This is a genomic window from Anoxybacillus sp. ST4, from assembly GCF_019448545.1.
GTDB lineage: Bacteria > Bacillota > Bacilli > Bacillales > Anoxybacillaceae > Anoxybacillus > Anoxybacillus pushchinoensis.
Map to the genome: position 1 here is coordinate 1 of NZ_JAHZOE010000006.1, position 23709 is coordinate 23709.

20 protein-coding genes and 1 other annotated feature are annotated in these 23709 nt (G+C 40.7%); of the genes, 18 read left to right on the forward strand and 2 right to left on the reverse strand.

The window, feature by feature from the left end; all coding sequences use genetic code 11:
* Window positions 1-138: 138 nt before the first annotated feature.
* From msrA to K1I44_RS06170, 9 genes are all read left to right on the forward strand, one after another.
* Window positions 139-663: a peptide-methionine (S)-S-oxide reductase MsrA gene (msrA, locus tag K1I44_RS06130; RefSeq protein WP_219985620.1), complete on the forward strand. Its 525-nt coding sequence runs from the start codon at window positions 139-141 to the stop codon at window positions 661-663.
* Complete coding sequence (locus K1I44_RS06135) at window positions 660-1412, forward strand: TrmH family RNA methyltransferase (protein ID WP_219985621.1); 753 nt, start codon at window positions 660-662, stop codon at window positions 1410-1412. Before msrA ends, K1I44_RS06135 begins: the two co-directional genes overlap by 4 nt.
* Before the next feature lie 70 nt (window positions 1413-1482).
* Window positions 1483-1718, forward strand: a binding site (T-box leader).
* A gap of 45 nt (window positions 1719-1763) precedes the next feature.
* Entirely contained in the window at window positions 1764-2798 is a 1035-nt protein-coding gene (gene pheS / locus K1I44_RS06140) for a phenylalanine--tRNA ligase subunit alpha (protein ID WP_219985622.1), read from the forward strand.
* Window positions 2799-2813: 15 nt separating this feature from the next.
* Window positions 2814-5228, forward strand: coding sequence for a phenylalanine--tRNA ligase subunit beta (gene pheT / locus K1I44_RS06145; protein WP_219985623.1), 2415 nt, complete (start codon window positions 2814-2816; stop codon window positions 5226-5228).
* 204 nt (window positions 5229-5432) lie between these two features.
* A complete protein-coding gene (locus tag K1I44_RS06150) occupies window positions 5433-5876 on the forward strand; it encodes a hypothetical protein (protein WP_255573251.1) in 444 nt (147 codons plus the stop codon).
* A gap of 233 nt (window positions 5877-6109) precedes the next feature.
* Window positions 6110-7339 carry an alanine--tRNA ligase-related protein gene (locus tag K1I44_RS06155; RefSeq protein WP_219985625.1) on the forward strand — a complete coding sequence of 410 codons (1230 nt, stop codon included), beginning with the start codon at window positions 6110-6112 and terminating at the stop codon, window positions 7337-7339.
* 71 nt (window positions 7340-7410) lie between these two features.
* Window positions 7411-8634 (forward strand): ATP-grasp domain-containing protein, encoded by a 1224-nt coding sequence (locus K1I44_RS06160; RefSeq protein WP_219985626.1) that lies wholly within the window; start codon window positions 7411-7413, stop codon window positions 8632-8634.
* Window positions 8627-9862, forward strand: a complete 1236-nt coding sequence (locus K1I44_RS06165; protein WP_219985627.1) for an MFS transporter — start codon at window positions 8627-8629, stop codon at window positions 9860-9862. The genes K1I44_RS06160 and K1I44_RS06165 overlap by 8 nt, the downstream gene beginning before the upstream one ends.
* A gap of 36 nt (window positions 9863-9898) precedes the next feature.
* A complete protein-coding gene (locus K1I44_RS06170) occupies window positions 9899-11095 on the forward strand; it encodes an ATP-grasp domain-containing protein (RefSeq protein ID WP_219985628.1) in 1197 nt (398 codons plus the stop codon).
* Between the two features lie 392 nt (window positions 11096-11487).
* On the opposite strand, the gene K1I44_RS06175 is transcribed toward K1I44_RS06170, so the two are convergent.
* Together K1I44_RS06175 and iscB are read right to left on the reverse strand one after the other, a co-directional pair.
* Window positions 11488-12048, reverse strand: a complete 561-nt coding sequence (locus K1I44_RS06175; protein ID WP_219985629.1) for a Uma2 family endonuclease — start codon at window positions 12046-12048, stop codon at window positions 11488-11490.
* Window positions 12049-12075: 27 nt separating this feature from the next.
* Window positions 12076-13329 (reverse strand): RNA-guided endonuclease IscB, encoded by a 1254-nt coding sequence (gene iscB / locus K1I44_RS06180; protein WP_370627966.1) that lies wholly within the window; start codon window positions 13327-13329, stop codon window positions 12076-12078.
* A 378-nt stretch (window positions 13330-13707) separates the two neighbouring features.
* On the opposite strand from iscB, the gene K1I44_RS06185 reads away from it, so the two are divergent.
* The 9 genes from K1I44_RS06185 to K1I44_RS06225 all read left to right on the forward strand — a co-directional run bounded on the left by K1I44_RS06185 (window position 13708) and on the right by K1I44_RS06225 (window position 23576).
* Complete coding sequence (locus K1I44_RS06185; RefSeq protein WP_219985631.1) at window positions 13708-14154, forward strand: MarR family winged helix-turn-helix transcriptional regulator; 447 nt, start codon at window positions 13708-13710, stop codon at window positions 14152-14154.
* Window positions 14151-17273: an efflux RND transporter permease subunit gene (locus tag K1I44_RS06190; RefSeq protein WP_219985632.1), complete on the forward strand. Its 3123-nt coding sequence runs from the start codon at window positions 14151-14153 to the stop codon at window positions 17271-17273. The genes K1I44_RS06185 and K1I44_RS06190 overlap by 4 nt, the downstream gene beginning before the upstream one ends.
* Before the next feature lie 72 nt (window positions 17274-17345).
* Window positions 17346-17567, forward strand: a complete 222-nt coding sequence (locus tag K1I44_RS06195; RefSeq protein ID WP_244149191.1) for a hypothetical protein — start codon at window positions 17346-17348, stop codon at window positions 17565-17567.
* Window positions 17554-18108: a DUF6036 family nucleotidyltransferase gene (locus tag K1I44_RS06200; RefSeq protein WP_091701374.1), complete on the forward strand. Its 555-nt coding sequence runs from the start codon at window positions 17554-17556 to the stop codon at window positions 18106-18108. Before K1I44_RS06195 ends, K1I44_RS06200 begins: the two co-directional genes overlap by 14 nt.
* Before the next feature lie 119 nt (window positions 18109-18227).
* Entirely contained in the window at window positions 18228-18503 is a 276-nt protein-coding gene (zapA, locus tag K1I44_RS06205) for a cell division protein ZapA (RefSeq protein ID WP_003396526.1), read from the forward strand.
* On the forward strand, window positions 18496-19035 hold the full coding sequence (locus K1I44_RS06210) for a CvpA family protein (protein ID WP_091701377.1): 540 nt from the start codon (window positions 18496-18498) through the stop codon (window positions 19033-19035). Before zapA ends, K1I44_RS06210 begins: the two co-directional genes overlap by 8 nt.
* Before the next feature lie 48 nt (window positions 19036-19083).
* Window positions 19084-20793 carry a DNA polymerase/3'-5' exonuclease PolX gene (gene polX, locus K1I44_RS06215; RefSeq protein WP_219985633.1) on the forward strand — a complete coding sequence of 570 codons (1710 nt, stop codon included), beginning with the start codon at window positions 19084-19086 and terminating at the stop codon, window positions 20791-20793.
* 18 nt (window positions 20794-20811) lie between these two features.
* Complete coding sequence (locus K1I44_RS06220) at window positions 20812-23157, forward strand: endonuclease MutS2 (RefSeq protein WP_219985634.1); 2346 nt, start codon at window positions 20812-20814, stop codon at window positions 23155-23157.
* Between the two features lie 11 nt (window positions 23158-23168).
* Window positions 23169-23576, forward strand: coding sequence for a DUF350 domain-containing protein (locus K1I44_RS06225; RefSeq protein ID WP_003396520.1), 408 nt, complete (start codon window positions 23169-23171; stop codon window positions 23574-23576).
* The last annotated feature ends 133 nt before the right edge of the window (window positions 23577-23709 follow it).

The window sequence follows — 23709 nt, forward strand, 5'->3', positions numbered from 1 at the left end:
AGCGTACCTATGGGTTGTTAGATATAAACAAAAATGAAAAAGTATGTGATGAGTTTTGTCGAAAAATATTTTTTTGGCACCCCTAAGATGCCAAGAAACCTTGATATATCAACATTTTTAGAGGGAGGAGAGAGAAACATGGAAAAAGCAACATTTGCTGGCGGATGTTTTTGGTGCATGGTTACTCCATTTGAAGAACTTGACGGCATTTATGGCATCGTTTCTGGATACACAGGCGGCCATGTCGAGCATCCGACGTATGAACAAGTGAAAACGGGAACGACAGGGCATTACGAAGCGGTGCAAATTACGTTCGATCCGCATGTGTTTCCGTACGAAAAATTGTTAGAGTTGTATTGGTGTCAAATTGACCCGACTGACGATGGAGGTCAATTTCATGACCGTGGTCCACAATATCGAACAGCAATTTTTTATCATAATGAACGGCAAAAAGCATTAGCTGAACAATCAAAAAAACAATTAGAAGAAAGTGGACGTTTTCCAAAACCGATTGTGACCAAAATTTTACCTGCAACAACGTTTTATCCAGCAGAAGACTATCATCAAAATTACCATAAAAAAAATCCGAAACATTATAAAGAAGACCGCGCCGCCTCAGGTCGCGATGAATTTATTGCGAAACATTGGGGGAAAAACGAGTGAAACGAATTGAATCGCCGAAAAACGAGCGGGTGAAACAATGGAAAAAGCTTTTAACGAAAAAAGGACGCGACAAAACGGGATTGTTTCTCATTGAAGGATTTCATTTAGTCGAAGAGGCAATCAAAAGTGGCGTTCATATCGAAGAACTGATTGTTGCGGAGCATGCGATTATTCCCGCAAGCTGGAACGTTGCGCATGTACGGACGACGATCGTGACAAATGACGTGATGAAAGCAATTAGCGACACAGAAACACCGCAAGGCATCGCAGCGGTATGCAAACAATTGCATTGGAACGTCGATGATGTGCAAACGGCGTTGTTCATTGATGCGGTACAAGATCCGGGGAATGTCGGGACGATCATTCGCACCGCAGATGCCGCAGGAATAGACGTTGTTGTTGTTGGCGAAGGAAGTGCAGATGTATACAACGCAAAAGTCATTCGCGCCACGCAAGGTTCGTTATTTCATTTTCCTGTTATAAAAGGAGACATCGGGGAATGGATCGCTCGCTTTCAAAGTGAACATATTCCGATTTATGGCACATCGCTGCAAAACGGGGTAGACTATCGTTCTGTCGCTCCTTCGTCATCGTTTGCATTAATCGTCGGGAATGAAGGAAGCGGAGTGAATGAGCAATGGCTAAAACAGACGACAACGAACTTATACGTGCCGATTTACGGGAAAGCGGAATCATTAAACGTCGCCATTGCGACAGGCATTTTACTGTATCATTTACAGAAAAAATAAACGTATGCTTACATGATTGCCTTGCACCTGATGGCACATTTGCTTATAATAAATGAAGAATTTCATCATATAAAAAACGATGATCGAGAAGAGTAGCTTGCCGATCGCCATTCAGGGAGAAAACGCCATAGACTGCGAGCGTTTTTATGGCTCAAGCAAGTGAATTCACCTCGGGAGTTGGCGCTTGGACCATTTTGCGCGTGCAAAATGTAAAGGCGTTCCGGTGTAGACCGTTATCACAATGAAGTGAGCTATGTTGATCGCATAGCTAACAAGGGTGGTACCGCGAGTGCACTCGTCCCTTATATTAGGGGCGAGTTTTTTTATTATATCGATCAGAGGAGGGTTTTTATGAAGGAGCGGTTACAACAGCTTCAACAAGAAGCACTTGAAAAAATTGAACAGGCAAACGATTTAAAAGCGCTCAATGACGTGCGCGTCGCATATCTCGGCAAAAAAGGCCCAATTACAGAAGTGCTGCGCGGCATGGGGGCGCTGTCGCCTGAAGAGCGTCCAGTTATGGGGGCGCTTGTGAACGAAGTGCGTGAAGTGATTCAAACAGCGCTTGAAGCAAAGCAAGCAACGCTTGAACAAGCAGAAGTCGAGAAAAAACTAGCGTCTGAAGCGATCGATGTGACGCTTCCTGGGCGTCCGGTGAAACGTGGCAATCACCATCCGTTAACGCGCGTCATTGAAGAAATTGAAGATTTATTTATCGGTATGGGCTATACGATTGCTGAAGGACCGGAAGTCGAAAAAGACTATTACAACTTTGAAGCGCTCAATTTGCCAAAAGGTCATCCAGCGCGCGATATGCAAGATTCATTTTATATTACAGAGGAAATTTTATTGCGTACACATACGTCTCCGGTGCAAGCGCGCACAATGGAAAAACATAAAGGACGCGGTCCAGTGAAGATCATTTGCCCTGGAAAAGTATATCGCCGCGATAACGACGATGCGACGCATTCCCATCAATTTACACAAATTGAAGGGCTTGTTGTGGACGAAAACATTCGCATGAGCGACTTAAAAGGAACGTTGCGCGAATTTGCGCGCAAAATGTTTGGAGAAGACCGCGACATTCGCTTCCGTCCAAGTTTTTTCCCATTTACAGAGCCGTCTGTTGAAGTGGACGTATCATGTGCCAATTGCGGTGGACACGGATGCAGCGTATGCAAAGGAACAGGCTGGATTGAAATTTTAGGGGCAGGAATGGTTCATCCGAACGTGCTGGAGATGGCAGGATTCGATTCGAAAAAATATACAGGCTTTGCGTTCGGTATGGGTCCAGAGCGCATTGCGATGTTAAAATACGGCATTGATGATATTCGTCATTTTTATCAAAACGATATTCGATTTTTACAACAATTTCGTCGGGTGTAAAAGGAGGGGTTGGCGATGTTCGTTTCATATCGATGGTTACAACAATATGTCGATTTAACAGGAATTACAGCAAACCAACTAGCAGATCGCATCACAAAAGCAGGCATTGAAGTGGAAAGCGTCGAGGTGCGCAATAAAGGAATACAAGGTGTCGTCATCGGGCATGTGCTCGAGCGCGAACAACATCCGAACGCTGATAAATTAAGCAAATGTTTAGTAGATATTGGCGAAGAGAATCCGGTGCAAATCATTTGCGGGGCGCCGAACGTGGCAAAAGGACAAAAAGTCGCTGTTGCTAAAGTGGGTGCGGTATTGCCTGGCAACTTTAAAATTAAACGGGCGAAACTGCGCGGTGAAGAATCAAACGGTATGATTTGTTCACTGCAAGAACTTGGCGTCGAGTCGAAAATCGTTCCGAAAGAATATGCCGATGGTATTTTCGTTTTCCCAAACGATGCACCAGTTGGTGAAGATGCGCTTCATTGGCTATATTTAGACGATGAAGTATTAGAGCTCAGTTTAACGCCAAACCGTGCTGATTGTTTAAGTATGATCGGCGTCGCTTATGAAGTGGCAGCGATTTTAGGGCGCAGCGTCAAACTGCCGGCCATTGAGTTGCAAGAAAACGACGAAAACGTTCATGACTACATTTCTGTACGGGTCGATGCACAAGAAGATAACCCGTTGTATGCAGGGCGCATCGTGAAACATGTCAAAATCGGTCCATCGCCGCTTTGGATGCAAGCGCGTTTAATGGCAGCTGGCATTCGTCCACACAATAACGTTGTTGATATTACGAACTACATTTTGCTTGAATACGGTCAACCGCTTCATGCGTTTGACTATGATCGCCTCGGTTCGAAAGAAATTGTCGTTCGTCGTGCGAAAAACGGTGAAACGATCGTGACGCTTGATGATGTAGAGCGCACGCTCACAGAAAACCATCTCGTCATTACGAACGGAAAAGAGCCTGTCGCTTTAGCTGGTGTGATGGGCGGTGCGAACTCGGAAGTAAAAAATGACACAACGACCGTGTTTATTGAGTCCGCGTATTTCGCAAGTTCGGTTGTTCGCCAAGCGGTCAAAGATCACGGATTGCGCAGCGAGTCGAGCACACGGTTTGAAAAAGGCATCGACCCAGCGCGCACGAAAGAAGCGCTTGACCGCGCGGCTGCATTGATGGCGGAATATGCTGGCGGCGAAGTCGTTGGCGGCGTTGTGGAAGTGAACACACTGCAACGAAAAGATGTTGTTGTCACGATTACATTAGACCGTATTAATAACGTGCTTGGCACAGCCATTACGAAAGAGGAAGTTGCGAATATTTTAACAAACTTGCAATTCGCGTTTACAGAACATGACGGTACGTTTACGATTACTGTTCCATCGCGCCGTCGCGATATTGCGATTGAAGAAGACATCATTGAAGAAGTGGCGCGTCTATATGGATATGACAACTTGCCAGCAACTCTTCCGATCGGTGAAGCAAACCCGGGCAAGCTCACACCATATCAGGCAAAGCGCCGCAAAGTACGCCGTTATTTAGAAGATGCGGGCTTATTCCAAGCGATTACGTACTCGCTCACAAACGAAGCAAAAGCAACGATGTTTGCGTTTGAAACGGCGGAACCGATTCGTCTTGCTCTTCCAATGAGCGAAGAACGAAGCGTCTTACGGCAAAGTTTAGTGCCGCACTTGCTAGAAGCGGCAAGCTACAACCGTGCCCGCCAAGTCGAAAACGTAGCGCTATACGAAATCGGCTCGGTATATTTAGCAACAAATGAACACGAGTTGCCAAACGAAAAAGAGCGGTTAGCCGGCGTCTTGACAGGAGTATGGCATGCGCATTTATGGCAAGGAGAGAAAAAAGCGGTTGACTTCTACGTTGCAAAAGGCATTTTAGATGGTTTATTTGCCTTGCTAGGATTAGAGAACCGTATCGAATATAAGCAGGCGAAGCGCGAGCATCTTCATCCAGGGCGCACAGCAGATATGTTGCTAGACGGCAAAACAATCGGCTTTATCGGTCAGCTTCATCCGAACGTGCAAAAACAATTTGATTTAAAAGAAACGTATGTGTTTGAACTAGACATTGAAGCATTGCTGAAGGCGGAAGTAGATGACATTCGCTATACAGCGATTCCGCGCTTCCCATCCATTACGCGCGATATTGCGCTCGTCGTCGATGAGCATATTGTTGCGGGTGAGTTGCAAAAAGCGATTATCGAGGCAGGCGGTGAACTGTTGAAGGATGTATCGATTTTCGACGTCTACAAAGGCGACCGCCTCCCGGAAGGCAAAAAATCGATCGCCTTCGCGCTTCGTTACTACGACCCATCGCGGACATTAACGGACGAAAAAGTAACAAACGTTCACGAACAAGTCATCAAAGCGGTCGAACAACAATTCGGCGCCACATTGCGCGGGTAAAACGAAGCCCCCATCTGATGCATGAGCATTGGATGGGGGTTTTTATGTCCTTGTCGGATCGGTGGGGGCGTTTTTTTGTCTAGTCCGCCAAAATTGGCGGGCGCACCGTCAAAGAATGGCGGGGTTCGACATCAAGTTGGCGGTGAATAATGGAAAAAAGTGAAGTATAATCAAATTATCAAAACGAAAGGAGGAATTTTTAAAATGATTCGTCAATTTGTAAGCATAGCAGTAGCGGTAATGCTTGTTGGAGGAATTTTATTTGGCATAGGAAAAGATTCATTGGCAACTTCGAATCAAAAGGGGATAAAAGAATCGGGGGCGGTTACTCCTCAATCGATTGCATCAAAGACGAAAACAACCACGATCCAAGTTGGACAAACCGTTCAAACTTTGTATGTGACAGGAACTTTTGAAACTCAGTATAGCGATGTTCATAAAAGACAACTGTTTTCGGGAGTTAAATCGATTTCCTCAAAAGTATCTGGCAGTGGGACGTGGACACAGACAGGATATAGTGTGGAATTAATTGACAGTGGGCGCACATATGTCATTACTGTGTCGGGAAAATATTCCTATAATGGTGCAACATATACGATTTCAACAAGTATAGAGTTTTATTGCAATGCTAATCATTCTAGCGGATAGTAAGTGGTACAAAAGACTTGTCACATTCTTCGACAAGTCTTTTTATTTTTTAGGAAGGAATTTCATTGAAATTGTCGAATATTCCCTATTTGTAAATATTTATTTACAATAGACTGAATTATTCATATGAATTAACGCTTGGTTTTTGTAATTGCTTATATCTCTAATATGCCGTAAAACCAACAAAAACTTAAAGTGTGACAACGCCGTTTTTTGATAAGGGGGTGTCGGGAATGGATTACATATCATTAAAAAACAATATCATTAATACATTGAAAAATGAACATTTAAAGCAAATACCTTCAGTTCCCGTTTTGCGGAGTGCAACTCAAAAGCCGTTTTTTATTTTTTCTCCGATTCTAGTAGTGTATGAAAAGTTTCTTTCGTCAGATGAGCATGATATAGAGTTTATCATTCAGCCGTGTGTCAGATCATTGGAATCATACAAATTAAAATACAACCCTATAGTTTCAAACTTCCAAGAATTGCTCAGTATTTTTTCCTATAAACATAGAAAAATAAGTGATTATGTAAGCCTTTTTGATGAGCTGAACAAAACATTTCTTTCACTAGAAAAAAACAACATTTATTGGCAAGTTGAATCGACTAATTCAGAAGTAAAGAAAGCCTTAAGACAAAATGATTTTTACAATATTATTGACTGTAAGTCAGAGCAATTAAGGTGTCATTTACCGGATATTACACAAAGCGCATTTTACTTAAAAGTCCTCTATGAATATCGAAATGGATTAGTCCCGATATGCAATTTTGTGTTGATTGATCAGGAGCAGGATTGTTGTAGATTAGATTGTGCTATCTTCTTAGAAAGGTTGCACTTTATTATGAATCAACAAGATCATGTCTATGACACCGAATTATATAGTAGCTTAGTGAAATTTTTTTCTGAGAAGTCAATCCCATACATTGAGTCATGTAGACTATCCTCATTGCTACGAACATCATTGTTTTTATTGTTGAACGGCGTTTTACCAGAATCAAAAAGGGGAGGTTATTTTACAAGAAAAATACTTAGGGAATTTTTTGCTTTTTGTTATACGCATGATTTTGATGTTAACTCAGAGATAGATAATCTCCTGCAATTTGGGATAGATTGTTTAATTAAAATAGGAACGAACATAGATATTGTTCATTCTGAAGAAGTTAAAAGAATCATTACGTGTGAGTATACACAGTGGAAAACAACGCAACAAAAAGGAATCGAGTTGGCTGCTAAAAAAATTCAACATTTAAGTTACGTGGATAGAAATGGTGTTGAAATGTTAAAAGACACATATGGTATACATGAGGAAGTATTAAAACGTATTGTTAAGCAAAGCGGTATGAACTTTGAAGGAAATCCAAATGAAATAGAATATTCGAATAGATTTTTACCTTATCCATTTGATAGAACAAGGGATTTTACACCTTCATCTTGGTTTAGCCAGAGCAGATTTTCAATATAACTTGAAGGGATATATACGTTTTAAGAATTTTAATAAAAACTGTACGAAAAATAGCTAAAGGAGGTTCAATCGTGTCGATAGTTGTGTTAAATCAAATGCCAAGCAAAATCGTTAATTTTCGGGATTGGCTAGAGGGAGCTAAAGAAGAAGTGGAATATATTATGCCATTGAAAAGAAAAAAGGAATTTGAATCTTTAGGTTATAAAAATTTACATGTAGTGGATAATTACTTTGATGATCAATCAGTACTTAACATACTTCAGGACATTAATAACAAATCCAAAATTAGCGCTTTGATAGCGCTTGATGAACTTGACTTGGAACGTGCTAGTTTATTTAGAGAATTTTTTGGGATACAAGGACAAAAATATAGTGAAACTATCATCTTTCGAAACAAGTATTTTATGAAACTTTATGCCTTAAAATCAGGAATTAAAATACCTAAATTTACATATTTAAGTTCTAATCACCCACTTGATTTACAATTTATTCATTTCGATAAAAAGTATGTGTTAAAGGATGTGGACGGGACTGGTTCCATGAACATTAGGGTGGAATATGGAGAGGAAATTGTAAAAAAGATAAGTGGGCAAGAAGAAAAGCTAATCGAAGAATATATCGACATTAAAAATATGTATTCTGTTGATGGGTTGATTCTTAACGGCAAAGTAATTTTTTCTTGTTTACATCGTTATAATCAACCGACTATTGATTCGAATGGAGAATTTACAACTACTATTGTGGAAACAGTATCACCAGACGAACTTATTTATTCTGAAGCTATGGAGTTTCATCGTACGTTATTACCTTATTATGAAAACTTTTTGTCTCATGGATGTTACGCATTTCATACTGAAATATTCCATACAACTTCAAACCAATTTTTGTTATGTGAGTTACACAGTAGATGTGGAGGGGCTAGGATTAGTGAGTTAGTCCGGCAGTCGTATTCGATCTCGATGGAGGAGATTGTTGTAAAATATGCGGCAGGCATGATCAATCTAGAGAACTTCCAGTTCCCAAAAACCCCTAAAAACCTACATGCTGTTTTTATGCTGCCGAAAAAAAGAGGAGAAGTTGTTGAATTTCCAGATTCCCTGCCGTTTGAGTGGGTGGTAGAGTATCAACCTCGCGTTCGGAAAGGGAAGGTAGTTGATTCCATAAATTACAGTTCGGATTGTGCGGCTTTTGTCATTATTTCTGGAGAAAATAAGAAAAATCTTTGGGGGAAAATAAGTGAATTAGAACAATATTTTAAAGAAACTTATAAAGTAAAGGAACATATTTATGAATGAGCAATTTCATTTATTAAGAAAATACCCTGACTTTGCGAAAATTTGGGTTACTACAATTTTCACTTCATTTTACGAAAGAGCTTTTATTGTAATTTTACCTGTTTTTATATATGATTTTACAAATAATTCAAGATTAGTGGGATTGGCATCTATCGTTGAATCCATCGTAATTATTCTTTCAGGTATCATAGGTGGTCTTTTGGTTGATCGAACGAGTACAAAAAATCTATTAATTGTTACGAACATTCTTCTAGCCATTGTTATATTGTTGACCTATTTTTTAATGAATATAGTGCCTACTCTCTCAATAATACTAGCATTATCTTTTATTTTTATATTTATTAGTCGAACAAATGGTATAGCTAGGAATGCCGTTAAAAGAGCGCTATTCGATCGTGGAAGAGACCTTGCGCAAGCAAATGCAATGAGTGGTTCAATTTTTTCCCTATCTATGATATTAGGGCCTACTGTTGGTGCTGCAGTTTATACATTTTCAGGAATAAATGGTTTATTAATTATTGGTTCTATCATTTTTATCTCCATTGTATTTGTGTTTAGGAAATTAAACATGGAGGTCGAGGTGAAGAAGAAAAATTCTATATTAAAGGATTTTAATGAGTCAATCAGTAGTATGATAAATAACAAATTCATTTTAGGAATTTTGTTTTATCAAGTAATATTTATTGCTGTAGGCACCGTGTTTTCTTCGTTGATTTATATTTTTGTAAAAGATTATTTAAATGCAGGTGCTAATTTTTATTCTATGGCAATAGCGTGTCAAGGAATAGGAAACTTGTTGGGTGCTTTATTTTATAATTTCTTTTCGGAACCAGTAAGAATAAAGGGGAATAGATTAATATTTGTATATACTCTGTTGCTATTCTTTTTTGAGGCAATATTTTTAATCTTTCAAAGTGCATTACTCATGTTGATCTCTAACATTTTTATAGGAATTTTTGTACAAGTTTTAATGGTTACTTCTAACTCTGTTTTTATGGAACATTGCACAAAGCAAAATATCGGCAGATTAACAGGATTAAAAAATACCGCTAATCATGTCGTGTCAATTTTGGCTGTATCTCTATCGTCTTTTGCTGTTCCCATCTTTTCGGTCGTAAATGTTCTTTTGTTTAATATATCTTTAATCATAGTATGTGCATTTGTCGGTTTGAAGTTTATTAAGTCCCCATTAACAGATGTTTCAAAAATGAAGAAGGATAATAATTAACATGATTTGTTTAAAGAGTTATAAGGGGTGGAATAATTGGCAGTTTTAATTATGACGAGATTTTCAGATAGAAGATTAGATTTTTCAGAAGTGAGAAAAGAAATACGAGATCAAATGGTTATAGTGACTAATAAAAATGTCTTTGAAAATCATCAGAAGAACTTTGATTACATAATAGTTTCTGATCAATATTCCAATGATTATTCTGTAGAAATGAAGATTCATGAGTTAAATGAAAAACTTAATTTCACAAAACTGATTTGCTTTGAGGAAACAGATATTTTAAGAGCTGCAATCATAAGGGAAAGGTTAGGAATAGAAGGATTAGATTATGAAACATCTTTATTATATAGAGATAAGTATTTTATGAAAAAAAAGGTTTCAGCAAGTGGTATTAAATGTCCTAACTTTAGACCGATTGAAAATACATTTGATTTATTAGATTTTGTGAAAGATCATGGTTATCCGATTTTTTTGAAACCGAGGAGTGGAATGATTGGTGCTGGTACAAAACAAATAAATAACTCGAAAGAATTAGAAAACTGGCTGAGAAACAATTCGCCAACTAACTATCTTGCTGAAGAGTTTATTGAAGCACCAGTTTATCATACAAACGGTGCTTTTAATAAAGGTGAAATACACTGTTTTTCTGCATTTCAATATATTAATTCCATCAGAACTGCTTTTGAAGATGGAGTAGGGGATATGGTCATTTCAGAGAACAGTAAACTAAGTATGAAACTAAAAGAATACACTGAAAACATTTTAAACATATTATCACCTCACTCATCGTTCGTATTTCATTTAGAGGTCTTTATGAAAGAAGGGCAAATTTACTTTTGTGAGATTGCCTGTAGACCTGCTGGGGCGCTTGTTCCTAGATTAATTAAAATGTCGCAAGGAGTAGATATTCTCGCGGAGCATTTAAGAGTACAAGTCATACAAGACTATAAACCGAAGATTTCTAAAAAGATTATTACAGATAAGTATATCGCTGGATATATTATCCCTAAAAAGAATGGAAAATTGATAAAGAATTGTGATGAGATTCCTTATGAATTTATTGCATATCAAAGAAACTATTGTAAAGAAAGCTCTACCTATTACCCAAACCATGTTGGTGATAGACATATTGAGGTTATACTTACAGCCAATACTGAAAAAGAATTACACGAAAGAATAAATTTGATTAAAGATTTTGTTAAACAAAATTCAGAGTGGTGTAACCAGTGAGCAAATTTGAACAGTCTTCGCTAAATAAAAATAGGCGCTTTACAACAAGTTGTCCTTGAGATTTTTAGATAGGTACGCATAGGGAAAATAGAGGGTAAAAAAACGCGAATGTTCCTGTATGTGTTTATGGCAAACTAAAAATGTACAGTTTGGCGATTAATTTATGTAGCCTTCTTCAAGCATAAAAAAACACTTTCCAAAAAAAGCGAACTGGTGGGCGCCTAGTTTTTTAAAGAAAGTTTTACCGACAAAACATTTTTTACGACTACGCCAACACGAAAAGAGAATAAATTTTATAAAAAGCACGATATAATCGCTTAAACGAACGTAAAACGAGAAAGAGGTCGCCCAGTTAGCCCATTGCATAGAGTTATTGGCGACCTTTTTCGTTTTCATTGAAAAAATAATCGCTTCGCCTCGAGAGAAAAGTTTGTAAATATAAAGGACGTAATTGTGTCGTTTTCTCCAAACGCCTCTCTTTTTTTAAAAAAACCATCTTCCAATCCAAATACTTCAACCGTTTTATACACGGGATCAACAATCCAATATTCTTGCACGTTAAACTGCTCGTATAGCTTAAATTTTTCATTTCGGTCTTTTAAAGCTGTAGATGGAGAAAGAACTTCGACAATGAGTGTTGGTGCGCCTAAACAACCGTTTGTTGTTAAGCTGTTTTTGTTGCAAATAACAGAAATATCTGGTTGTACGACATGTTTTGCATGCATGTAGTCATCGCTGTCAGAGAGACGAACATCAAACGGAGCAATGGCAACGTAGCAATCTTTATTTTGGAAGTACGAACGAAACGCAAACGATAGTTCCATGACGGTAAATTGGTGATCCCATGTTGGAGAAGGACTCATGTTGTAAGCTTTCCCGTTAATAAGCTCCCACTGCCCTTCCCATTGAATATAGTCGGCATACGTATATAGTTTGGATGGTTCTGGATTCATTAGTTTTAGGCGAGGAGACCCCGACTTCTAAGCGAGAGCGAAAGTCGGGAAGGAATCGCCCTTCCTCCTTTCAATTAGTAATGTACTAGCATACTCAACTCTTTTTAGCTTTTTCCAGCTTGCTGAAGCATGCACTTTTGTGCCATCTAACAGCCGAAGGTCAAAATAACCGCTGCTTCTTCTGCCAAATATGAAACATTCTTTCCCTTCGTACACCACCTTGTCAAACAGTTGAAACCCTTTAACAAATCGTGGAGATTTGTTTGATTTTCGTTTTCCACCTTTCAAGATGGTTGCCTTATGCAATTGACGGTTGTTTTTGCGAACGAATTTTAGAAGATAAACCGTGCCACTTGGCTTAGCTAGTGGATTTCCACTAATACAACGAGCATCCACCATATGAGATTTAGGCAGTCCATTAGCAATGCGAATACACTTGGTGATATACCCATATGTGATATTTGCATGCGGATACACTTTCTTTAGTCCATTCCAGATAAACCAACGCATCACTGTCATGTGGGAAGCGTCTTTCAACGAAGAGAATCTCCGCTGTATTTCGTGTTCTAATCCCTCTCGATGAATCATATCGTGGCAAGTTTTGCACAGTGTCATGAGATTACTCGGGGAATCGCCACCCGTCTTTCTGCTTTCAATATGATGGACATTCAGTACAGGGTCTTTTGATTTTCCTTTGCACCATTGGCATGTATGACCGTCTCGATACAATACATACTCCCTTACGTTCCAAAAGCCCAATTGCTCTCCTTGTTGATATGCTGCACCTTGAATATCAGGATTCTTTATCTTTTGAGTATCAAATTGTGCCACTTCAACGGTGATATGGGTAATCGGAAGCAGCGAATGTACCCATTTTACTAATTTGATATGACTATCCACTTTATGCTGAGTCGAAGGGGCTAACCAGCCGTTTGGCTTCTTACGATTCAAAAATCGGGCTTTTCGATATCTTGTGTTTCGATTTCTCCGACTTCTGCGAAATTGCCTCCTCGTTGCTAACAATTCTTGAATATCCGTACGCAATTGTACTTCTGCTTCTAAAAGCACCTGATTTTTTGTGGTAGCGGATAGCCCAACATGTTTTGTTCCTGTGTCTACACCTAGAGAAATCGGTTGCTTGTATCCGCTACTACCGTATAGTAGTTGAATCGTGAACGGTGTTCTTTTTACTACTTTTGCTTTTTTGTTTTTTAACAATATCCTTGCTTTTCTTGGTGAGCACGGCATCAATGGATTGCCATGCTTATTGATCACGTACACGAACAAGGCGTGTACCTCCTTTCTCGGAGTGTTCTTCCTCTTCCCCCATGTTGGAAGGGCTTGTGATGTTGACAGCACCGTCCCTACCCATCAGGACTTTTAACCATCAACGACAGTGGCTACGAACTAGAGGAGCATTCGTAGGTGTCATGACCCTTCCAACGTAGTCCTCGAAAGACTTGGGGTAGTCAACTAGGGCTTTTTACAAGCCCCCACTTCAAAAGTCGTTAGGCTTTAAGTGGTGGGTAGTTGACCATATCTCCCTCGCTTTTTTCAACATTATATCATACGTTACTTCATCATTGACCATTTTGCGTTAAATAGTTATAGTATTAAACAGTTAAACAATTGAACAACTTGAATAGGAGGTATCAAAAGATGGAGGGAAGCATACAACAATTTATTGAGCGTTATTTATCCGTTTCGTTTCTCGTAAATAAGCGAGGGGCTGCACTAATGAAATGTGAATTAGACGATGTGACGCACGATCAATATTATGTATTGCGCTACATATATAAACGAGGGATGTGTACATCGACGGAATTAGCGGACGTGTTTGCGGTGAATAAAAGCGCGATTACTGCGATGACGAATCGCCTCGTTGAAAAAGGAATGATTGAACGAGGAAAAGATGGAGACGATCGTCGCGTCATTTCTCTTACACTGACAGAAAAAGGAAAGATATGGCTTATTGAAACAGAACAAAAAGTGTACGAACTTGTTCAGACGATGATGACGAAGCTTTCGTATGAGGAAATTGAGCAGTTTATTCAAACGTATGAAAAGTTAGCAATTATTTTGCAAGAAATGGAGGAAAACAAATGAAAGCGATCGTTCGTGGGAGATGGGTCGTTTTGCTCGCTTGGATGATAGTAGCTGTCGTGCTTGCGATGACCGCTCCGAATATGGGGCAACTTGTGCGTGAAAAAGGGCAAATTACGGTTCCAGACGGCTATTCATCTTCGCTCGCAAGCGAACTGCTAAAAGAAGTGCAAAAGCAAGAAAAGAAAGAAGAAGAAATGAGCGCTGTCCTCGTTTTCCATCGGAAAGAAAGATTACAAGAAAAAGATTGGAAAGAAATCGAGAAAGCGATTGAACAGCTGCAAGCGAACAAAAAGGCGATCGGAGTGACGCAAGTTGTGTCGCCGTTCGATAATGATCAATTGAAAGAAAAGCTCGTTGCAAAAGACGGGACGACTGTCCTTGTCTCGCTCCAATTAGAACGAAATGGGCGGACAGCAAAAGAAATGAGCAAAGCGCTTTATGATGCAATCAAACATATTCAAGTGCCGCACTATTATACGAGCAACTGGATGATTGACGAAGATGTCGTACAAAGTTCACAAGAAGGATTGAAAAAAACAGAAGGCATTACGGTCGTGTTTATTTTAATTGTTTTATTTCTTGTATTTCGTTCGCTCGTTGCTCCGTTTGTGCCGTTGCTGACGGTTGGATTGACGTATATCGTATCGCAATCTGTTGTTGCTTTTCTTGTCGATCGAGTGGACTTTCCGCTTTCTACGTTTACGCAAACATTTTTAGTTGCCGTTTTGTTCGGGATTGGAACGGATTATTGTATTTTATTGTTAAGCCGCTTTAAAGAAGAATTAGCGAAACGAGAAGACCGAACAGAAGCGATTATCGCCACGTATAAGACGGCTGGAAAGACGGTTATTTTCAGCGGACTGGCGGTCATGATCGGCTTTGCATCAATTGGGCTGTCAACATTTAAACTGTATCAGTCCGCATCAGCTGTAGCAGTCGGTGTCGTCGTATTGCTTGTTGCCCTTATTACGCTTGTACCATTTTTTATGGCTACACTTGGTGAAAAACTTTTTTGGCCGATGAAAGGGGCGCTTGAACATAAGCCGAGCAAATTATGGGATATCGCAGGTCGTTTTTCTTTCGCTCGTCCACTATGGGCGCTTGCGATCGTGGCAGTTATGACATTGCCGATTTTATTGACGTATGACGGCAAGCTTTCTTTTAATTCGATGGCGGAAATCGGGGATCGTTACGCGTCTGTTAAAGCATTTAACATCATTTCAGCCCACTTTAGTGAAGGGGAAGCGATGCCGACGAAAATCGTCATGAAAAATGATGAAGCGATGGATGATGAACAATATTACTACTTAATTGAAAAAATTAGTCGCGAAGTGGCAAATATTGATGGTGTGGAAGCTGTTCGTTCAGTAACTCGCCCGCTTGGAGAGCCAATTGATCAATTGTTTGTGACAAAGCAAGCGGAACAGTTAAAAGATGGACTTGGAAAAGGAGCGGACGGCATCGGGCAAATTCGTTCTGGTTTAAGTGAAGCGAGCGGCGAAATGGCGAAGTCAGCTCCGAAGCTAGAGCAAGCGACCGGAGGTATTCGCGAACTTGTTAACGGGACGATGAAGCTAAAAACAGGAGTGGGCGACTTGCAGCAAGCATTGAAGCAGCTCGAAGATGGGGTGCGAAGCGGAGCGATCGGAGCTGCTGATCTTGAAAAAGGGTTACAGACGATACAAGCGAATATGAAAAAAGTGCATGATGGGGCAAACGAGTTGCGAAGAGGATATGAACAAGCAACTGGTGGGCTACGTCAGTTGAGCGAACAATATAAACAAATGGAAGCAGGACTTACTGCGATTTCGAAACAATTGCCGCTTCTTTCTCAGTCGCTCAATCGCATGGAAGACCGTCATGCCGGTTTGCGCGAAGATGCCGAATATGCGAGCGTGAAGCAAGCGATTGAACAAATGGGGACACAAATGAACGCATTATCTAGTGCGCTCGTTCAAGTGAACGACGCTCTGCAACGTATTCAACGCGGCTTACAGCAAGCAAACGAATCGTTTGCGACAGTAGCGAATGGACAGCGGGCGCTTATTACGGGAATGGATCAATTGATCGATGGACTTGGAAAACTTCGTCACGGATTAGAGCAAGCAGCGGATGGTCAAGGTCAAATCGTGCAACGATTGCCAGAAGTGACAAATGGATTAGCGAAGGTGAACGAAGGTCAACAGCAGCTATTAGCTGGCTTTTCGCAACTGAACAACCAAATGGATCAACTTATTTCGGGATTAAACCAAAGTGTCGATGGTTTACAACAAGTAGAAAATGGATTACAGTCGGCGAAACAGTACGTTTCAGAACTAGCGAACGCACCAGATGAAGAAATGGCGGGATGGTATATGCCGCCACAATTGTTGACGAGCAAGGAATTTGCCCAAGCGAAGGAAGAATATATGTCGAAAGATGGAAAAGTTATAACGTTTGATGTTGTTTTTTCATCCAATCCGTATGAAACGACGACGATGGAAAAAATCGCACAAGTGAAGGAAGCGATCGCTCGGGCGGTGAACGGTACGAAGCTTGAGCATGCGAAAGTGGGCGTTGGTGGCGTGACGAGCATTTATTCCGATTTGCGCGACATTTCTGCCGCTGATTATGCCCGAACATCTGTATTTATGCTTGCGGGCATTGCTGTCATTTTAATCATTCTTCTTCGCTCGTTTATTATGCCAGTATATTTAATGTTATCCCTAATTTTAACATATTATACATCGATGGCGTTTACTGAACTTGTGTTTGTCGATGTGCTCGGATACGAAGGGATAAACTGGGCTGTTCCGTTTTTCGCATTCGTCATTTTAATGGCGCTCGGTATTGACTACAGCATTTTCTTAATGGACCGCTTTAACGAATACCGTGACAAAACGGTGCAAGAAGCGATGCTTGAAGCGATGCGCCATATGGGAACGGTCATTATTTCTGCCGCTGTCATTTTAGGAGGAACGTTTGCGGCGATGTATCCGTCCGGGGTTTTGTCGCTATTACAAATTGCAACGATTGTTTTAACAGGGTTATTTTTATACGCCCTTGTCGTTTTGCCGTTATTTATTCCAATAATGGCGAAAACGTTTGGGCGGGCCAACTGGTGGCCATTTATAAAATAAGAGCGGGATCATGCCCGCTCTTTTGTGATATAATGTGAAAAATAGTTGTTGGAGTGAAACGAAGTGAGAAAAATGAATATGTCTGAACTAAACGATTGGATTTTTTCACGCAAAGGAAGCGTCGAGCGAGAAATATTAGCAGCCGGAAGAAAACAACGTGTGCGTTTGCGCCCACGCGACAAAGAAGAAATGCGTATATTAGATGAACTATGCATAAAACGATGGAAAAAAGCTGAACAAGAAGGAAAAATTCGATATTTGAACGAACGAGTGTGGTATTATGAATTCGATTAAAGAGGCGAAAGAAAAGCTACAATTCCTTCGAACGAAAACATCTTTTGAAAAAATGGTTCAAGTTACAGCCATTTTAACTAAGCTGTTAGAGCCGTATCGCATACGCCCGATTATTGTTGGGGGGCTTGCTGTGGAAATATATACGCGCGGCGATTATACGACCGTAGACATTGACTTAATTGTTAGTGATCGTGAAAAAGCAGGGCAATTGCTCACTCAACTTGGTTTTGTTCCGTCGGGGAGACACTGGTATCATGATGAATTGTTTGTTAGTGTTGAAATTCCAAATGATATGTTGGAAGATGCTGATGATGATAAAGTAATTGAGTTGATGTTAGAAGATGGTTTGTCTGTTTATGTCATTGGAATTGAAGATATTATACTAGACCGTTTGCGAGCTTGCGTACATTGGAAATCAAGCTCCGATTGTGAATGGGCAAGAAGGATGTTTCTTCTTCATAAAGAGCGATTGCATTTCACATATATGGAACATGTAGCTGAAAAAGACGGAACGATCAAACAATTAAAGGAATGGCTATAAATAAGAGCGGGATCATGCCGCTCTTATTTTCGTATATCTTTTCATATATCTGCAAATCGTGGTAAGATAAAAGGTAGAATTTTGCCGAAACGGGAGATCGGCTGAATGGGGGAAACGGTTTGAAGGATCAGCATAAAACACGTATCACAGTAGACATATACGGACAGCAATACTCGATTGTTGGAACAGAAAGTTCTAGTCACATTCGGCTCGTTGCTTCCATCGTTGATGATAAAATGCGTGAAATTAGCGCAAAAAATCCAACGCTTGATACGAGCAAGCTTGCTGTACTAACGGCTGTGAATATCGTTCATGAATATATTAAACTAAAAGATGAATACGAACGTCTTTTGCGAAAAATGAATAAAGAAAAGGATGATGACAGCGATGATTGATTTGCTCATTTGCTTCATCCTTCTTATGGGGCTAATGATCGGGTTGAAACGAGGATTTATTTTGCAATTCATTCATATGACAGGCTTTTTGATTGCGTTTATCGTTGCATATAAATATTATGCCGAACTAGCTCCAAGGCTGAAGTTATGGGTGCCATATCCAAGCTTTGGAGATGGTGAAACGATGAAATTGCTCATTGAAAGCACTAACTTAGATGAAGCATACTATCGTGCGATTGCGTTCGCGATGCTGTTTTTTGTGACGAAAATAGTGATGCAAATTATCGGTTCCATGCTAGATTTTGTTGCTCAGCTGCCGCTTTTAAAAAGCGTAAACCGTTGGGCTGGCGGAGCACTTGGGTTTGTTGAAGTATATTTGCTTGTATTCGTGCTTTTATATGTCAGTGCGCTCGTCCCTGTTTCTACGATTCAACAACCGCTTCGCGACTCATTCATCGCAAGTTTAATCGTCAAACATACACCGATTTTATCGGATTTTGTAAAGCAGATGCTCGTGCAATATATGGCGTAAAACTTCTCCATTTGCGAGAAGTTTTTTCGTCAAAAGGAAGGGGATCAAATGGAAAAAAGTAAAAAAGAAGCGATCCGTTTGCTCGAAACGATCGCTTTATATATGGAAATTAAAGGGGAAAACCCATTTAAAGTGTCAGCTTTTCGCAAAGCAGCTTCAGCGTTAGAGCGAGATGAACGCGCTTTGACCGACATTGATGATTTTACGTCTATTGCTGGCATCGGAAAAGGAACAGCTGCTGTGTTGCAACAATGGTTACAAACGGGTACGTCCGATGTGCTTGAACAGTTAAAAAAAGAAATTCCAGCAGGTCTATTTCCACTTTTAAAATTGCCGGGATTGGGCGGCAAAAAAATTGCCAAACTGTATCATGAGCTAGGCGTGACCGATATAGAAGCGTTAAAAGAAGCTTGTTTAGCCCAACGTGTGCGGCAATTAAGCGGTTTTGGTGCAAAAACAGAAGAAAACATTTTAGCGGCGCTTGCTCATATGGACGCACGCCCTGAACGTTTACCGATTGCCTTTATGCTTGAAGTCGCCTCCGATATCGAACGACAGCTCGAGAACATGGATGGTATGGATCGTTTTTCAAGAGCAGGAAGCTTGCGGCGTGTATGCGAGACGATAAAAGATTTAGATTTTATTATCGCCACGACAGATGATGCCCTCGTTCGCAAGCAGCTATTGCAGCTAGAACGTATTCATGACGTTGTCGCTAACGGTGAAACAAAAGTATCGCTACAACTGCAATACGATTATATTGTCAACGTTGATTTTCGCCTCGTTTCTCCCCAACATTTTGCGACGACACTTCATCATTTTACTGGTTCGAAAGATCATAACGTTCGCATGCGCCAGTTAGCGAAGGAGCGGGGAGAAAAAATTAGCGAGTATGGTGTAGAAAACGTACAAACAGGTGAAGTGAAAACGTTTGAAACGGAAGAACAATTTTTTGCTTATTTTCATTTGCCGTTTATTCCCCCAGAAATGCGGGAAAGCGGAAAAGAAGTCGAAGCGTACGACGGAACACCGCTCATTTCCTTATCCGATATACGTGGAGACTTGCATGTGCACACGACGTGGAGCGATGGGGCGTTTTCGATTCAACAAATGGCAGAAGCGTGCCGTAAAAAAGGATACCGCTATATGGCAGTTACGGATCATTCGCAATTTTTGAAAGTTGCGAATGGGTTGACTGTTGAACGACTTAAGCGGCAGCAAGAAGAAATTGCTCGATTGAACGAAACATATGATGACTTTGTTATTTTATCTGGTATTGAAATGGATATTTTGCCAGACGGTACGTTAGATTTTTCAGATGATGTACTACAAACTGTAGACTTTGTTATCGCATCGATTCATTCTGCTTTTTCACAGCCGCAAGAAACGATTATGAAGCGATTAAAAGAGGCGCTTTTGAATCCGTATGTGCACATGATTGCTCATCCAACTGGGAGGTTAATTGGTGAACGTAGCGGATACGATGTAAACATAGACGAATTGCTTCAACTTGCGAAAGAAACAAATACAGTGCTAGAACTGAATGCGAATCCACACCGTCTCGATTTAACGTATGCCTATTTACAAAAGGCGCAACAGCTTGGTGTGAAAATCGCCATTAATACGGATGCGCACAACGTTCGTATGCTCGATGATATGAAGCTCGGGGTTGCATTTGCGCGCAAAGGTTGGATTCGAAAAGAAACAGTTATTAATACGTGGGATATTGAACAGTTGAAGTCTTTTTTGCGAAAATGAACAGCTGGAGGGTTGACAGTGCATTTAAAAACGTTACACATTGTTGAGTTTGATAAAGTGAAAGCACAGCTTGCTTCACATGTATCATCTTCGTTAGGAAAAGAGAAAGTCGAAGCGCTTAAGCCATCATCACGCTTTGAAGAAGTAGTGCGTTGGCAAGAAGAAACGGACGAAGCGGCGACCGTTCTCCGTTTACGTGGCCACGTGCCGCTCGGCGGCATATTTGATGTGCGGCCGCAAACGAAGCGCGCACGTATCGGAGGGGTGCTAAGCCCACATGAATTGCTTGATGTTGCAAGCACGATGCGAGCGGCGAGACAATTAAAAAAATTTGTAGAAGGAACAGAGGCAGAACTTACGTATATGATGGCATATGCCGAGCAAATCGTTCCGCTCATTGAACTTGAGCAACATATATACCGCTGTATTGATGAAGGTGGGGAAATACTTGACGGGGCGAGCGATCGCCTGCGTTCATTGCGCCAACAGTTGCGTGCGATTGAAGGAAGGGTGCGCGATAAACTAGAGAGCATTATTCGCTCATCATCTGCGCAAAAAACATTATCGGATGCGATTATCACTATTCGCAACGATCGCTACGTCATTCCAGTAAAGCAAGAATATCGCCATACGTACGGCGGCATTGTACATGATCAATCGTCATCTGGTGCCACATTGTTTATCGAACCGCAGTCGGTTGTCGAATTAAACAACGAGCTCCAACAATTGCGCATGAAAGAAAAACAAGAAGTGGAGCGAATTTTAAGTGAATTGTCAGCTTTTGTTGGCGAGTTAGCGACAACAATTATGGAAAACGTTGAAGTGCTTGCGCAGCTTGACTTTTTGTTTGCGAAAGCAAAATATGCAAAGGCGATCAAAGCAACAAAACCGACGATGAACGAGCGCGGATATATTCGTCTCATCCAAGCTCGCCATCCGCTCATTTCGCCTGATCAAGTTGTCCCAAATGATATTGAACTAGGAAGCGATTACACGACGATGGTCATTACAGGACCGAATACAGGGGGAAAAACGGTCACTTTAAAAACGATCGGCTTATTTACGATTATGGCGCAAGCAGGGCTACACGTTCCGGCGCTAGATGGATCACAATTAGCTGTATTCCGTGCCGTATATGCTGACATTGGAGACGAACAGTCGATTGAACAAAGTTTAAGTACGTTTTCGTCACATATGGTCAATATCGTTGACATTTTAAAACAAGTGGACGAGCATAGCCTCGTTTTGTTTGACGAGCTCGGAGCAGGAACAGATCCGCAAGAAGGTGCTGCGTTAGCGATTGCCATTTTAGACGAAGTGCACAACTTAGGCGCGCGCGTCGTAGCGACAACGCACTATCCAGAATTAAAAGCATACGGTTACAATCGCCGAGGTGTGATGAATGCAAGTGTCGAATTTGACATCGAAACGTTAAGTCCAACGTATAAACTATTGATCGGCATTCCAGGACGAAGCAATGCGCTCGACATTTCTCGTCGCCTCGGATTAGACGAGCATATTATTGCGCGTGCCCGTACGTACATTAGCGCCGAAAGCAATGAAGTTGAAAATATGATTGCTTCCCTAGAACAGAGCAAGAAGCGGGCTGAGGAAGAATGGGAGAAGGCTGAGCGGCTCCGTCACGAAGCAGAGCAATTGAGAAATGAACTAGAAAGGCAGTGGAACGAGCTGAATGAACAGCGCGATCGCTTGTTGGAAAAAGCGAAAGAGCAAGCTGAAGAAATTGTAAAAAAAGCGATGAAAACAGCGGACGAAGTCATTCAACATTTGCGCGATATGCAAAAACAGCAAGCGGCTGTCTTAAAAGAACACGAACTTATTCATGCACGTAAAAAGTTAGAAGAAGCGATTCCACAACTGAACACAAAAAAGAAAGAAACCGTGCAAAAACTTAACCATCCTTTACATCCAGGTGATGAAGTGAAAGTCATTCATCTGAATCAAAAAGGGCAGCTTATTGAAAAAGTATCGGATAAAGAATGGATCGTCCAAATCGGCATTTTAAAAATGAAAGTGCACGAAGAGAACTTGCAGTACGTAAGCAGTCCAACGCCGATCGAAACGAAGCCGGTAGCGACGATTAAAGGAAGGGATCACTACGTTCCGCTGGAGTTGGATTTGCGAGGTGAGCGATATGAAGACGCGTTACTTCGTGTCGAAAAGTATATTGATGATGCGGTCCTTGCTGGGTATCCACGCGTCTCTATTATTCACGGAAAGGGAACAGGCGCGCTTCGGAAAGGAGTACAACAATATTTACAAAACCATCGCTCAGTAAAAAGCATTCGTTTTGGTGAGGCGACTGAAGGGGGAACAGGCGTCACCATCGTCGAATTAAAATAACAGGAGGAACTATGGGCGCTTTTTGGGAAAATGAAATGATTCATATTGCTGCTAATTTTAGCGTTGTTATTTTATGTTTAGTTTTATTTTTAGCTATTTTTGAACTTGTGACGAAATATAAAAATTGGGAAGAAATCAAAAAAGGAAATATGGCAGTAGCGATGGCGACCGGGGGGAAAATATTTGGTATTGCAAACATTTTCCGTTACGCGATTGACCATCACGATTCGCTTTTAACGATGATCGGATGGGGAGTTTATGGCTTCGTCTTACTGCTCATCGGCTATTTCATTTACGAGTTTTTAACGCCAAAGTTCAATATTGATGATGAAATTGCTAACGACAATCGAGCGGTAGGATTTATTTCTATGATCATCTCGATCGGTTTATCGTTTGTAATCGGGGCAAGTATACGTTGAGAGGAGAAAAAAATGGAAACGCTAGCGAAAGTATTGCTCGTATTGTGCGGTGTATTTTTGCTTGTTGGTGTCATATACTTGATGTTTTTCGCATAAAAGGGTGTCAAGAGGCATCCTTTCTTTATTTTTTGAT

What these genes read in the sequence shown, in the direction of transcription:
- msrA (WP_219985620.1), top strand. Translation starts at nt 139, where the DNA reads ATGGAAAAAGCAACATTTGCTGGCGGATGTTTTTGGTGCATGGTTACT.
- pheS (WP_219985622.1), top strand. Translation starts at nt 1,764, where the DNA reads ATGAAGGAGCGGTTACAACAGCTTCAACAAGAAGCACTTGAAAAAATT.
- pheT (WP_219985623.1), top strand. Translation starts at nt 2,814, where the DNA reads ATGTTCGTTTCATATCGATGGTTACAACAATATGTCGATTTAACAGGA.
- K1I44_RS06150 (WP_255573251.1), top strand. Translation starts at nt 5,433, where the DNA reads ATGATTCGTCAATTTGTAAGCATAGCAGTAGCGGTAATGCTTGTTGGA.
- K1I44_RS06155 (WP_219985625.1), top strand. Translation starts at nt 6,110, where the DNA reads ATGGATTACATATCATTAAAAAACAATATCATTAATACATTGAAAAAT.
- K1I44_RS06165 (WP_219985627.1), top strand. Translation starts at nt 8,627, where the DNA reads ATGAATGAGCAATTTCATTTATTAAGAAAATACCCTGACTTTGCGAAA.
- K1I44_RS06175 (WP_219985629.1), bottom strand. Translation starts at nt 12,048, where the DNA reads ATGAATCCAGAACCATCCAAACTATATACGTATGCCGACTATATTCAA.
- K1I44_RS06185 (WP_219985631.1), top strand. Translation starts at nt 13,708, where the DNA reads ATGGAGGGAAGCATACAACAATTTATTGAGCGTTATTTATCCGTTTCG.
- K1I44_RS06190 (WP_219985632.1), top strand. Translation starts at nt 14,151, where the DNA reads ATGAAAGCGATCGTTCGTGGGAGATGGGTCGTTTTGCTCGCTTGGATG.
- K1I44_RS06195 (WP_244149191.1), top strand. Translation starts at nt 17,346, where the DNA reads ATGAATATGTCTGAACTAAACGATTGGATTTTTTCACGCAAAGGAAGC.
- K1I44_RS06200 (WP_091701374.1), top strand. Translation starts at nt 17,554, where the DNA reads ATGAATTCGATTAAAGAGGCGAAAGAAAAGCTACAATTCCTTCGAACG.
- K1I44_RS06210 (WP_091701377.1), top strand. Translation starts at nt 18,496, where the DNA reads ATGATTGATTTGCTCATTTGCTTCATCCTTCTTATGGGGCTAATGATC.
- polX (WP_219985633.1), top strand. Translation starts at nt 19,084, where the DNA reads ATGGAAAAAAGTAAAAAAGAAGCGATCCGTTTGCTCGAAACGATCGCT.
- K1I44_RS06225 (WP_003396520.1), top strand. Translation starts at nt 23,169, where the DNA reads ATGGGCGCTTTTTGGGAAAATGAAATGATTCATATTGCTGCTAATTTT.